The following is an 11378-nucleotide window of genomic DNA, read 5'->3' as shown; positions in this document are numbered from 1 at the left end:
TCGGGCGCGAGAGGAGAGGCGGGCGCGTGTACCTTGACTACTGGGGCCTGAAGGTTCCGCCCTTCGAGAACCTTCCGAACCCCGACTTCTTGTACTTCTCGCCCAAGCACGAGGAGGCCATGACGCGCCTTCTCTACGCCGCCCACGGCCGCAAGGGGGCGGCGATGCTCTCCGGCGACGTGGGGATGGGCAAGACCACCCTCACCCGGGCCTTCGTGCGCCAGCTCTCCGAGGACAAGTTCGACATCGGCATCGTGGCCAACCCGAGCCTCAACCCGGTGGACTTCCTCAAGGAGATCCTCTACCAGCTCAACGTGGAGGAGAACACGGACTCCAAGGTGGAGCTCCTCCGCCTCCTCAACAACAAGACCCTGAGCAACGCCCAGGAGGGGAAATCCACCGTCGTCATCGTCGACGAGGCCCAGGCCATCAAGGACGACGAAACCATGGAGGAGCTTCGCCTCCTCCTCAACTTCCAGCTCAACGACCGCTTCCTGCTGACCCTCATCCTGGTGGGCCAGCCCGAGCTCCGCGATCGGGTCGAGAAAATCCCCCAGTTGAGCCAGCGGATATCGATCAAGTATCATCTAAGCCCGCTGGATTACGCGGAGACGGTCAAGTTCATCTTCTTCCGCCTCAAGGTCGCCGGCCTGGAGAAGAGCATCTTCTCCGAGCAGGCCATCAAGATGCTCTACCAGGTTTCGAGCGGCGTGCCCCGGAAAATCGTCAACCTCTGCGACCTCTGCCTCCTGGTGGGGTTCAGCTACAAGGTCCCGCTCATCAACAGCAAGCTGGTGGAGAAGGTCGTGCGGGACGGGGGAGGAGGAGTCTGACGCCATGCGCCTGAGCGATCTGATCAAGCAAGGGCCGGAGGGCCAGGACCCCAAGAAGAAGCAGCCCCCCAAGCCGGAGACGCCCCCCGACGAGGAGGCGCCGGCCGAGGAGGAGGCCTTCCGCCTGAGCGAGGTGGCGGACTTCCGCCAGCCCCCGCAGCAGCCCCGCCCGGCTCCCCCCCGCCGCCCCGCGGACGAGGAAGCGCCCCTGGCGCCTCCCGCCCTGCCCGGCCCGGGAGCCGCGCCGCAGGGCCGGACCGCCCCCGAGGAAGAAACCGCCGCCGCCCCGCCCGACCTGGGGATTCCCAGCCGCCCGCAGCGCCCGGCGGCCGCTCCGCCCTCCGTCCCGGACCCTCCGGCGGAGGCGCCGGCCCGGCCGCGCAGGCGCGGCTCCATGCTCATGGGCCCCGAGCCCGGGGCGGAAAGGGGGGACGACCTCACCTCCCAGGCGGGCGCCGCATCGCGCGCGCGGACCGAGAACCCCTTCCGCCCCCTGCGCCAGCGGGCCATCGAGTACGTGACCGGCGCCTTCCAGGCCATCGGCAAGGGAACGCCGCTGAGCCTGGAGGACGGCGAGGACATCATCTTCGACTGCCTGGAGCATCCGAACGCGCTCGAGCAGCTCTACTCCCTGGCGGTCGGCCAGAAGGACACGACGAACTCCCTGGCCATCCACCTGGTCAACCACGCGACCTACGCCCTCAAGCTCGGGCGGGGGCTCAAGTGGTCGCCCGAGCGGCTGGTGCGCCTGGGCGTGGCCTCGCTCCTGCACGACGTCGGCATGTGCTGGGTGCCCCAGCACATCCGGCACAAGGAGGGCAAGCTCGCCCCCGAGGAGATGAACGAGATCCGCAAGCATCCCGAGTACGGCCTGCGGATCGTGCTGGAGAACTTCGGGGAGCCCTTCCGGTGGCTGGGCGAGGCGCTCTACCACGAGCACGAGCGCGAGGACGGCCGGGGCTATCCCCAGGGTCTCCTCGGGAATGAGGTCTCGGAGTACGCGAAGATCATCGGGCTGGCCGACGTCTATGAGGCCCTCACCCACAACCGGCCCCACCGCAAGCGGCTCCTCCCGCACAAGGCGGTCCAGGAGATCATCCAGACGCAGAAGACATCCTTCCACCAGCGGCTGCTCAAGGTGATGCTGGAGGAGCTCTCCGTCTTTTCGCTGAACAGCCTGGTCCGCCTGAACTCGAACGCCATCGGGCGCGTGGCGCAGACGGTCCCCGGCCAGCCGCTGCGGCCGATCGTCCAGCTCCTCTACGACGGGGACGGAAACGAGATCTCGGACGAGCGGCTGATCTCCCTCAAGGATTTCCCGCTCCTCTACATTGTGGACTCTCTGGACGAAACCGAAGTTCCGCGCCCGTAGCGCCGTAATCTATGAGCCGGTGTGAAATCCCCGTGGCCGTCCTTCTTCCGCGGATCGCGGCGGTCTTTCTCTGCGCGCTTCTCCTCCTTCCCTCGCCCCGCCGGGCGGAGGGGGCCGCCCCCGGCGCGGCGGCGCCGCTGCCGCCGGAGGAGACCTACACCTACGACATCGACTTTTTCTTCCTCAAGAGCGTCGCGGAGGGGACCATCCGGCTCCGGCGCGTCAGCCGCCTCGGCTACCGCGCCGAGCTCGTCGCCGAAACCCGGGGCATCATCGGCTTCCTCACCTCGTACCGGAAGAATCAATACATCAGCGAGATGGACTACGACCCCGGGCGCGGCCGCTTCTTCGCCCGCCGGTACACGAAGGCGATCCACCGGGGGAAGAACATCTCCAAGACCACGATGGAGATCGACGCGGAGAGCCGCGCCGTGCGGTGGGCCACCTTCTACAACGACAAGCTCCGGGAAAAGGGCTCCGAGCCCATTCCCTCGGGCGTCTCCTATGAGGATCTGCTCTCGGCCTTCTTCAACTTCCGCCGCGGCGCCCTCGGCTCCCTGGAGAAGGGGAGCCGGTTCACCATCGTCACCCTCCCCGCCTACGACATCCCCAAAGGGGAGAGGGAGGAAGGCGAGAGCCTCGCCCGGGATTTCGAGGTCCGGGTGGCCGATCCGGCGACCGAGCTGAGCTACCGGAAGTCCTACGGCCGGACGGGCGAGCCGGGCCTTCTGGTCTTCGTCAAGGTGCCCAAGGAGCTGTTCGGGCAGGAGACCGGCGAGGTGCGGGTGTGGTTCAACCCCGCCCTGACCCCGGTCTCGGCGACGGTCGAGCGGGCCTACTACTTCGGGGACGTGCACGGCACCCTGCGGAAAAGCGAAATCGGCGCGCCCCCCCGGCTCGGCGGGGACGGGCGCTAACGGAAGGCATCCCGCAGCAGGAGGACGGCCCGGGCCGCCCCGCCGGGCGCGGCCTCGACGACCACCACGTCGAAGCGGCAGGGGAACCGGCGGGCGTCCGGGTGGGTGAGCAGGTAATGCTCGGCCGCGTGCGTGATGCGCCGCTGCTTGAGGGGCCCGATGGCGAGCAGGGCGCCCTCCTCCTCCCCCGGGCGGCGTGTCTTCACCTCGACGAACGCCAGCGCCCCCGCCTCCTCGGCCACGACGTCCACCTCATACCTCGGCCCGCGGTAGTTCCGCGCCAGGATCCGGTAGCCGTTCTTTTTGAGGTAGAGGCAGGCCGCGTCCTCGCCGCGCATGCCGCCGCGCCAGGAGCCCTCGCGCACGCGCTAGTCCGGGAGCAGGCCGGGCAGGACGCCCTGGAAGGTGCGCCGGTGGAACCGGCAGGGCCCATGCTGCTGGAGGGCCTCCAGGTGCTCCGGGGTGGCGTAGCCCTTGTGGCGGACGAAGCCGTAGTAGGGGAAGAAACCGTCCAGCCGTTCCATCAGCCGGTCGCGAACCACCTTGGCCACGATGCTGGCCGCGGCGACGCAGGCGCACTGGGCGTCCCCGGACACGACGATGGTCTGCGGGAGCGCGATGGGGACCATCTGGTTCCCGTCCACGAGCAGGTGGTCAGGCCGCACGCGCAGGCGCCGCACCGCCCGGGCCATCGCCCACAGCGAGGCGCGGAGGATGTTCCGCCGCTCGATCTCGCGGGGGCCGGCCGCCGCGGCCGCCACCGCCCGCGCGCGCCGGATGATCTTGGCGAAGAGCCTCTCGCGCTCCTCGGGGGTGAGGGTCTTGCTGTCCGCGAGCCCCCGGATGGGGGCCAGGGGGTCGAGCACCACGGCGGCGGCCACGACGGGGCCGGCCAGCGGCCCCCGGCCCGCCTCGTCCAGCCCGGCGATGAGGCCGAAGCCTTGCTTCATCAGGCGCTTCTCGGTCGCGTACATGCACCGGCTCAAGAAGGGCGGGACGTCCGAAAGGGGAACTATAGCGGGCGCCCCCGCCGGCTTCAAGGGGCATGACGCCCCTTGGGCAAAGGGCGCCTTTCTGCCAGAATGGCGCCCTCGTTCCCCCGGAGAAGGATGCCTCCATGCCCGCTCGCGCCATCGTGCAAGAGGACCATTTCATCGAATCGCTCGACCCGGGCATCCGGGTCCACCTGCGGGAGAAGCATCTCCGCGGGAAGCGCCGCGCCGACCCCGCCACGACCGTCCTCTGCCTCCACGGCCAGAGCGTGCCCGCCCCCGTCGCCTACGATCTCCCCGTGCCGGGCTACTCCTGGCTGGACTGGATGGCCGGGCGCGGCTTCCACGTCTTCGCCCTCTCCATCCGGGGCTACGGGCTCTCCACCCGCCCGCCCGAGACGAGCGCCCCGCCCGGGAACGTCCCGCCCGCCTCGCGGGGCTTCATCGCCCAGCGCGACATCGAGGCCGCCGTGCGCTTCATCCGCAGGCGCCTCGGCGTCGAGCAGATGAACCTCCTCGGCTGGTCCTGGGGCACCACCACCTCCGCCACCTACACCGCGAACAACGGGCACACCGTCCGCCGCCTGGCCCTCTACGCCCCCTTCTACGCCTACCTCGACCCCGAGGCCGCCGCCCGCGCCGAGGACCCCAAGCGGCCCGGCCGCTGGAACCCCCGGAACGGCGCCTGGCGCTACGTGACCGAGGCGGGCCAGCGGGAGCGCTGGGACGGCAGCATCCCCAAGGGGGAGCACAAGAAATGGCGGGAGGAGCGGGTGGTCCGCCGCTGGTGGAAGGAGCAGCTCCGCTACGATCCCCAGGGCCGGAAGCGGCGCCCACCCTCGGTCCGGGTGCCCAACGGTGCCATGGCGGACGCCTACGACCGGGCGAAGGGCAAGGCCCCCTACGACGCCGCGGACATCGCCTGCCCCGTCCTCCTCATCCGCGGGGACCACGACCGCAGCTCCCGGGACGCGCACGGGGCGACCCTCTTCAACGCCCTCAAGAACAGCCGGGGCAAGCGCTACGTCATCCTCGGCGGCGCCACCCACTTCGCGCAGTACGAGTGGTGCCGCGAGACGCTCTTCCGCGAGGTGCAGCTGTTCCTCGAGGGGTGAGGACTATCCCCTGAACGACGAATAGTCCTCCGCGTACAGCGGCGGCGGGGAGTTCCCCTGCCCCTGGATGACGTGCAGCTTCCCACCGTGGCGCGAGGCGCTGCGGTAGCCGCGCTGCACCCCGCTCGGGACCCAGCAGGCGTCCCAGGGGCCGAGCAGCGCCTGGCGGTACTCGTCCCGCTCGTCCAGCCAGTAGACGATCCATTTGCCTTCCAGGGGGATGAATATCTCCTCGTGGGGGTGGTCGTGGAGCGGCGCGCCGCTGCCGTGCCCGCACTCGGCCACCGAGAAGCCCACCTCGCCGTCCGGGAGCGCGGGGGGCGGGCCGTCCTCGTCGCGCTCGCCCGAGATCCCGCCGACGTAGCGCTGAATGCCCCGGCGGTGGCCCGGCCGCCGGGTCTCGAAGTACACGCCCCAGTTCAAGGGCACCTCCTTGTGGCGGATGACCTGGGTGGCCGGATCGTAGGCGGGCTCCGGGACGGCCGGGGCCGTGGGCGCGCCCTCGGGGAGCCCCTCCCGCTCGCTCTCGTGGTAGACGGGGTAGCGGTACTCGCCCTGGCCGTGGATGAAGTGGAGGAAGCCGTCCCGCTTCCCGGCGTTGCGGAAGCCGCGCATCACGCCGGGGGGCACGCGGATGGCATCGTAGAGGCCCAGGACGGCGCTCTCCCGCTCCTTCGTCCGGGGCGCCTCCCAGAAGACCTCGAACTCCCCGTCCCACACCATGAAGATCTCCTCGTCATGGTGATCGTGCAGGGGCGCTCCGTTTCCCGGAGGGGCCACCACCACCCCGCAGGAGAACTCCCATCCCGGCAGGGGGGCGCGCAGCTTCCGGCCCGGCAGCCCCCCGATGTAGCGGTAGATGCCCCGGTGGTTCCCCTCCCGCAGGGACTCGTGGTACTCGCCCCAGTCCGGTACCATCTCCTCGAAGCGGATGACGGTCACCGGCGCCACGCGCGTGTGCGCCACCAGGCGCGGGCCCGCGGCCCGGGCTGCTTGGGCGTTCATCCCCGCTCCCTCCCTCCAAGCATGCAAGACCTTCCGGCCGGCATGGCCGTTCCCCCGAAGACTCATTTCCGCGAGATGAGAGAAGGCTAGGAGGGCGGACACCCCCCTGTCAACGCGGCATGAAAACAAAAAGCCCCGGGCGGGGCCCGGGGCTTTCAACGGCGGTGTCGCCCGGGCTCAGACCCGGCGGCGCTCCTTCACCTGGGCCTTCCGGCCCTTGCGCTCGCGCAGGTAGAAGAGCTTGGCCCGGCGGACGCGGCCCTTCTTCACCACCTCGATCTTCTCGATGCGCGGGGAGTGGACGGGGAAGATGCGCTCCACGCCCACGCCGTAGGAGATCTTGCGGACGCGGAAGCGCTCCTTGAGGCCCGATCCGCTGCGCGCGATCACCACTCCCTCGTACACCTGGATGCGCTCCTTGTCGCCTTCCACGATCTTGACGTGGACGCGCACGGTGTCGCCCGGCTCCATGTCGGGGACGTCCTTCCGCATGCCTTCGCGCTCAATGCGATCGATCAAGTCCACAGCCAAGCTCCTTTTTACGTCGCAGGCGGGGTGCCCTCCGGCTCCTCCCGCGCTCCCAGCAAGCGATCCAGGACGACGGCCGTCGCCGAGCGGACCGACAGGTGATTGAAGCCTCCGTCCCGCGTCCCCCGGAGAGGGGCCAGGCGGATATCCGACCTTTCGAACACCTCCGGGGCCAGCCCCCAGCTCGTCCCGAAGAGGAGGAGGATGGGCGCCTCCTCCCGGCCGATCCGCTCCCGGAGCGCCCCGTAGCCCACGGCGGCGGGGTCCTCCCGGGCCGATGTGGCGGCCAGCAGGGGCCGCCTCCCTTCCCGGGCCTCCACCGCCTCGACGGCGGCGTCCAGATCGGGGACGACCTGCACCTGCTCGAGCGTCTCCCCGCGCTGGGGGTTCAGCTCGCGGCCCTGGCCCCTCAGGAAATGCTCCAAAACCCGGCGCACGAACAGCCGCTGGGGAGGGGAAGGGTGTACCACAAACGTGCCCGCGACACCATAGGTCCGGCCCGCCCGGGCCAGGTCGTGCATGTCCAGGCTCGTGACCGAGGAGGTGACCATCTCCCCCCCGGGCCCCAGCACCGGATGGTGCACGAGGGCCACGTAGACGCTGCCCATCGCGGCCCTAGGAAGAGGATTCGAGGAGTTGGAGGTCCTCCCCGGTCAGCTTCGCCCGGTCGAACAGGTCCCGCCGGAGCTCCCGGGTGCGGCGCAGGGCGGCCTCCCGCCGCCAGCGCCGGATGGCCTCGTGGTTCCCGGTCAAGAGCACCTCGGGCACCCGCAGCCCCCGGAACTCGGGCGGGCGGGTGTAGTGCGGGTGGTCGAGCAGGCCCTCGGAGAAGCTCTCGTGGAGGGCCGACTCCTCGTTGCCTAGGACGCCGGGGAGGAGCCGGGCCACGGCGTCCGCCACCGCCATGGCGGGGACCTCCCCGCCCGAGAGCACGTAGTCGCCGATGGAGAGCTCCTCGTCCACGGCCAGCTCCCGCACCCGCTCGTCGATCCCTTCATAGCGGCCGCAGATGAGCAGCAGCCGCCTCCGCCCGGCCAGCTCCCGGGCCTTGGCCTGATCGAACGTGCGGCCCTGGGGGCTCAGGAGCACCCGCCAGGGGAGGGTTCCTCCCTCGGCGGAGATGGCCTCGGCGGCGCGCACGATGGGCTCGGGCTTCATCACCATGCCCGCCCCGCCGCCGTAGGGGGTGTCGTCCGTCTGCCGGTAGGCGCCCTCGGCGAAGTCCCGGAGGCTCCACACGCGGGCCTCGATCACCCCCCGCTCCACGGCACGCCCGAGCACCCCTTGGCGGAAGAACCCCTCGAAGAGGCCGGGCAGCACGGTCAGCACGTCAAAGCGCATCCCCGCCCTCCTCCTCTTCCGCGCCCGTCTCCCCAGCCTCGTCCATCCGGGGCGGGCGCACCACCCAGCGGTTTCCTTCGCGCCGGAGAAGCACCTCCCGAAGGGCGGGGAGCAGGAGCTCCCGCTCGTCCGGGGTGCGCACGACCAGGATGTCGTTCCCCCCCGCGCCGAACATGTCCTCGAAGCGCCCCAAAAGGATCCCCGCCTCGTCCACCGCCTCGGCACCCTCGAAGTCTTCCCAGTAGAGCACCCCCTCGGGCTCGCCCGGCAGGACCCCCCTCTCCGCCAGGAAGACCGCCCCGCGGAGCGCGTCGGCCGCCTCGGGGCTGTCCACCCCCCGGAACTTCCAGACGACGCTGCCCTTCCCCCCCTGGTGGAAGGATTCGATCTCGAGCTTGCGGCCGGGGTCGGACTGGAGGAAGACCTCGCCGATGCGCCCGTAGGCCCTCATGTCCTCGAGCCAAGGGCGCACCCTCAGGGCGCCGCGCAGCCCCTGGGGCCGCATACCCTCGCCCACGGCCACCAGCCGGCTCATCGCGGGGACTCGGCCCTCAGACCGGAATGCCGACCTTCTCGAAGAGGTTCCGGACCGTCTGGGTGGGGGTCGCGCCCTTGCTCAGCCACTCCTTCGCCTTCTCCTGGTCGATCTCGATCAGGGCGGGCTCGCGCGAGGGATCGTAGCGGCCGATCCTCTCGATGAAGCGGCCATCCCGGGGCATCCGCTCATCCTGGATGACCACCCGGTAGCGGGGGGCTTTCTTCATCCCAGCGCGGGCGAGACGGATTTTCACGGCCAAGTTCTCTCTCCTCAAGAATTGAGCATCTGGCGCATCATGCGCAGCTTGCTCTGCTTACCGCCCTTGGAAAACTGCTTCATCACTCTCTGCATCTGGGTGAACTGGCGCAGAAGGCGGTTCACGTCCTGCACCTGGGTCCCGCTCCCCATCGCGATGCGCCGGCGGCGGCTCCCCTTGATGACGTCGGGCCGGCGGCGCTCGTGGGGGGTCATCGAGTCGATGATGGCCACCGTCCGCGTCAGCTCCTTCTCGTCCACCTCCATGCCCTTCATCCGGGCGCCCATGCCCGGCACCATGGAGAGCAAATCCGAGAGCGAGCCCATCTTGCGCATCCGCACGATCTGGTCGCGCATGGTCTCCAGGGTGAAGGCCCCCTTCTGGAGGCTCTCGGCCATCGCCTGCGCGTCCTCGGGGGCGATGGCGGCCTCGGCCTTCTCAATGAGGGAGAGCACGTCCCCCATCCCCAGGATGCGCGAGGCCATGCGGTCGGGGTGGAAGTCCTCCAGGGCGTCCAGCTTCTCGCCCATCCCCGCGAGCTTGATGGGCAGGCCCGTCACGGCGCGGAGCGAGAGCGCCGCCCCGCCGCGCGCGTCGCCGTCCAGCTTGGTGAAAACCACGCCCGTCAGCCCGATCCTGGACTGGAACGCCTCGCCCAGCCCCACCGCCTCCTGGCCCGTCATGGCGTCGGCCACGAGGAGCGTCTCGTGCGGATGGACGGCCTCCTTCATCCGCCGGAGCTCCTCCATCAGCTCGTCGTCGGCGTGCATCCGGCCCGCGCTGTCCACGATGCAGTAGTCGTAGTGCTCGCGCCGGGCGCGCTCGAGGGCCTGGGAGGCGATGGCGACGGGGTCCTTCATGCCCTCGGAGTCGAAGGCGTCCGCCCCCGTCTGCTCGGCCAGGCGCTTGAGCTGGACGATGGCGGCCGGCCGGGCCACGTCCGCGGGCACGAGGAGCACCCGCATCCCCTTCCCCCTGAGGCGCAAGGCCAGCTTGCCGGCGGTGGTGGTCTTGCCCGAGCCCTGGAGCCCCACCAGCATGAGGATGGTGGGCCCCGAGGGGGCGCGCTCGATCGTGGCCCCCCGCCGGCCCATCAACTCGGTCAGCTCGGCGTGGACCGCCTTGACCACCTGCTGGGAGGGATCCAGATGGATGGCCCGCTCGGCCCCCACCACCGCCCCGCGGACCTTCCCGATGAAGTCCTTGGCCACCCGGAAGTTGACGTCGGCCTCGAGGAGGGCGAGCCGGATCTCCCGGAGGACGGCTTCCACCTCCTTCTCGCCGAGGGCCCCTTTTCCCCGGATGTCCCGGAAAATGGCCCCCAAACGGTCCCGCAAACCCTCGAACATCATTTTCCCCAAAGAAAAAGCGGCCTTCCAGGCCGGCCTATGGCCCGGAAAGCCATGGAAAACGGCTATTTATAGGGGCCTGGGGAGGGTCTGTCAACCGAGGCGGGGAGGGGATAGTGTTCTATTTCCATTTTTCAAGCGCTTCTTTCTCCCGTTTAACTTCCCCTGCCTTGCCCTGGGCTTCCTCCTTAGTATCGTAGGCGCCCCACCACACCTTTTCCCCTGTGGTGGGATCATTGCTCCCGATTCTGTGCACCTCCGCAATCCACTTGCCGTTATCCTCATGAACCCATGTTTTGAAGGGCACTGCCTATCCTCCCGACGTCCGATGAACTCGCCCAAAATTGTATCATGCGAACTGAAGCGCCAGGGGGAGGGCCATTCTAATCGAGATGTGCCCTGTTCCGATTGACACACCCGCCGCTCGTATATACATTATATATCCTAGGAGGGCGGGCGATGAAAGCCACCGTGGCCAAATGGGGGAACAGCCTGGCTTTGCGGATTCCATCCCCGTTGGCCGAGGAATGTCAGTTGAAAGAAGGCACCCAGGTTGAAATCGTGCCGAATGGGAAGGGGCTTTTGATCCGGAAGCCCCGGTTCGTCCTTGCCGATCTCCTGGCGGCCATCACCCCCGAGAACATTCACCCCGAGATTGGCACGGGTGAGGCGGCCGGCCGGGAAGAATGGTGAGAAGGGCCAGGTACGTCCCCGACCGGGGCGATATCGTCTGGTTCCGGTTCAACCCCCAGGCGGGGCGCGAGCAGGCGGGCGAGAGGCCCGCCTTGGTTCTTTCCCCGAGAGCGTATAACGAGAAGACTTCCCTGGTGATTCTCTGTCCCATCACAAGCCAGCGGAAGGGCTATCCGTTCGAGGTCATCTTGCCGGATGATCTGCCTGTCAGTGGAGTGGTGCTGGCGGACCAAGTGAAGAGCCTGGATTGGACGATCCGCTTGGTGTCTTTGAAGTGCAAGGCCCCGTGGGCCGTGCTGGAGGAAGTGACCGGAAAGCTGGGCGCCCTCATCCTACTGAAACAATCTTGAGTTCTAGCCAGCGGTCCCAGCCAAGATTGCGTCAACAGTCATTTTATCTAAGCACGGCTCAATCCCATCTTGATTTTTCCGAACGATAT

16 protein-coding genes are annotated in these 11378 nt (G+C 69.0%); 6 read left to right on the top strand and 10 right to left on the bottom strand.

Annotated features, from left to right (window positions below; genetic code table 11):
- Nucleotides 1-26 precede the first annotated feature (26 nt).
- Genes HYZ11_01825 through HYZ11_01815 form a run of 3 tightly spaced genes read left to right on the top strand, consistent with a single transcriptional unit; the run spans nt 27 to nt 3122 of the window.
- The gene (locus tag HYZ11_01825; protein MBI3126328.1) at nt 27-833 is read left to right on the top strand and encodes an AAA family ATPase; all 807 of its coding nucleotides are present in this window, start codon (nt 27-29) and stop codon (nt 831-833) included.
- Between the two features lie 4 nt (nt 834-837).
- On the top strand, nt 838-2205 hold the full coding sequence (locus HYZ11_01820; protein MBI3126327.1) for an HD domain-containing protein: 1368 nt from the start codon (nt 838-840) through the stop codon (nt 2203-2205).
- Between the two features lie 32 nt (nt 2206-2237).
- Nucleotides 2238-3122, top strand: coding sequence for a DUF3108 domain-containing protein (locus HYZ11_01815; GenBank protein MBI3126326.1), 885 nt, complete (start codon nt 2238-2240; stop codon nt 3120-3122).
- Here HYZ11_01815 and HYZ11_01810 read toward each other — a convergent pair.
- Both HYZ11_01810 and HYZ11_01805 read right to left on the bottom strand, forming a co-directional pair.
- Nucleotides 3119-3487 (bottom strand): YraN family protein, encoded by a 369-nt coding sequence (locus HYZ11_01810; protein ID MBI3126325.1) that lies wholly within the window; start codon nt 3485-3487, stop codon nt 3119-3121. The genes HYZ11_01815 and HYZ11_01810 overlap by 4 nt on opposite strands.
- A gap of 3 nt (nt 3488-3490) precedes the next feature.
- On the bottom strand, nt 3491-4096 hold the full coding sequence (locus tag HYZ11_01805) for a ribonuclease HII (GenBank protein MBI3126324.1): 606 nt from the start codon (nt 4094-4096) through the stop codon (nt 3491-3493).
- Nucleotides 4097-4239: 143 nt separating this feature from the next.
- On the opposite strand from HYZ11_01805, the gene HYZ11_01800 reads away from it, so the two are divergent.
- Nucleotides 4240-5229 (top strand): alpha/beta fold hydrolase, encoded by a 990-nt coding sequence (locus tag HYZ11_01800; protein MBI3126323.1) that lies wholly within the window; start codon nt 4240-4242, stop codon nt 5227-5229.
- A gap of 3 nt (nt 5230-5232) precedes the next feature.
- Here HYZ11_01800 and HYZ11_01795 read toward each other — a convergent pair whose 3' ends face one another.
- The 8 genes from HYZ11_01795 to HYZ11_01760 form a co-directional block, all read right to left on the bottom strand.
- Nucleotides 5233-6234, bottom strand: coding sequence for a hypothetical protein (locus tag HYZ11_01795; GenBank protein MBI3126322.1), 1002 nt, complete (start codon nt 6232-6234; stop codon nt 5233-5235).
- A 177-nt stretch (nt 6235-6411) separates the two neighbouring features.
- Nucleotides 6412-6759 (bottom strand): 50S ribosomal protein L19, encoded by a 348-nt coding sequence (gene rplS / locus HYZ11_01790; GenBank protein MBI3126321.1) that lies wholly within the window; start codon nt 6757-6759, stop codon nt 6412-6414.
- 14 nt (nt 6760-6773) lie between these two features.
- Nucleotides 6774-7370: an RNA methyltransferase gene (locus tag HYZ11_01785; protein MBI3126320.1), complete on the bottom strand. Its 597-nt coding sequence runs from the start codon at nt 7368-7370 to the stop codon at nt 6774-6776.
- A gap of 7 nt (nt 7371-7377) precedes the next feature.
- Nucleotides 7378-8103, bottom strand: coding sequence for a tRNA (guanosine(37)-N1)-methyltransferase TrmD (trmD, locus tag HYZ11_01780; GenBank protein MBI3126319.1), 726 nt, complete (start codon nt 8101-8103; stop codon nt 7378-7380).
- A complete protein-coding gene (gene rimM, locus HYZ11_01775) occupies nt 8093-8638 on the bottom strand; it encodes a 16S rRNA processing protein RimM (protein MBI3126318.1) in 546 nt (181 codons plus the stop codon). The genes trmD and rimM overlap by 11 nt, the downstream gene beginning before the upstream one ends.
- A gap of 16 nt (nt 8639-8654) precedes the next feature.
- The gene (gene rpsP / locus HYZ11_01770; GenBank protein MBI3126317.1) at nt 8655-8900 is read right to left on the bottom strand and encodes a 30S ribosomal protein S16; all 246 of its coding nucleotides are present in this window, start codon (nt 8898-8900) and stop codon (nt 8655-8657) included.
- An 11-nt stretch (nt 8901-8911) separates the two neighbouring features.
- Entirely contained in the window at nt 8912-10249 is a 1338-nt protein-coding gene (gene ffh / locus HYZ11_01765) for a signal recognition particle protein (GenBank protein MBI3126316.1), read from the bottom strand.
- Nucleotides 10250-10367: 118 nt separating this feature from the next.
- Nucleotides 10368-10553: a hypothetical protein gene (locus HYZ11_01760; GenBank protein ID MBI3126315.1), complete on the bottom strand. Its 186-nt coding sequence runs from the start codon at nt 10551-10553 to the stop codon at nt 10368-10370.
- Between the two features lie 152 nt (nt 10554-10705).
- Between HYZ11_01760 and HYZ11_01755 the strand changes: the two genes are divergently transcribed.
- Together HYZ11_01755 and mazF are read left to right on the top strand one after the other, a co-directional pair.
- Nucleotides 10706-10939 (top strand): AbrB/MazE/SpoVT family DNA-binding domain-containing protein, encoded by a 234-nt coding sequence (locus HYZ11_01755; GenBank protein MBI3126314.1) that lies wholly within the window; start codon nt 10706-10708, stop codon nt 10937-10939.
- Nucleotides 10933-11289 carry an endoribonuclease MazF gene (mazF, locus tag HYZ11_01750; GenBank protein MBI3126313.1) on the top strand — a complete coding sequence of 119 codons (357 nt, stop codon included), beginning with the start codon at nt 10933-10935 and terminating at the stop codon, nt 11287-11289. The genes HYZ11_01755 and mazF overlap by 7 nt, the downstream gene beginning before the upstream one ends.
- The last annotated feature ends 89 nt before the right edge of the window (nt 11290-11378 follow it).

It is taken from the genome of Candidatus Tectomicrobia bacterium (assembly GCA_016192135.1).
Taxonomy (GTDB): Bacteria; UBA8248; UBA8248; order UBA8248; family UBA8248; genus 2-12-FULL-69-37.
The sequence above is the reverse complement of the archived record's forward strand: the minus strand, read 5'-3'. Positions and strand labels throughout refer to the sequence as shown.

Bases quoted from the DNA above. Each gene is read 5' to 3' on its own strand.
- HYZ11_01820 (MBI3126327.1), top strand. From the start codon at position 838: ATGCGCCTGAGCGATCTGATCAAGCAAGGGCCGGAGGGCCAGGACCCC.
- HYZ11_01805 (MBI3126324.1), bottom strand. From the start codon at position 4,096: ATGTACGCGACCGAGAAGCGCCTGATGAAGCAAGGCTTCGGCCTCATC.
- HYZ11_01800 (MBI3126323.1), top strand. From the start codon at position 4,240: ATGCCCGCTCGCGCCATCGTGCAAGAGGACCATTTCATCGAATCGCTC.
- HYZ11_01795 (MBI3126322.1), bottom strand. From the start codon at position 6,234: ATGAACGCCCAAGCAGCCCGGGCCGCGGGCCCGCGCCTGGTGGCGCAC.
- HYZ11_01785 (MBI3126320.1), bottom strand. From the start codon at position 7,370: ATGGGCAGCGTCTACGTGGCCCTCGTGCACCATCCGGTGCTGGGGCCC.
- trmD (MBI3126319.1), bottom strand. From the start codon at position 8,103: ATGCGCTTTGACGTGCTGACCGTGCTGCCCGGCCTCTTCGAGGGGTTC.
- rimM (MBI3126318.1), bottom strand. From the start codon at position 8,638: ATGAGCCGGCTGGTGGCCGTGGGCGAGGGTATGCGGCCCCAGGGGCTG.
- ffh (MBI3126316.1), bottom strand. From the start codon at position 10,249: ATGATGTTCGAGGGTTTGCGGGACCGTTTGGGGGCCATTTTCCGGGAC.
- HYZ11_01755 (MBI3126314.1), top strand. From the start codon at position 10,706: ATGAAAGCCACCGTGGCCAAATGGGGGAACAGCCTGGCTTTGCGGATT.
- mazF (MBI3126313.1), top strand. From the start codon at position 10,933: ATGGTGAGAAGGGCCAGGTACGTCCCCGACCGGGGCGATATCGTCTGG.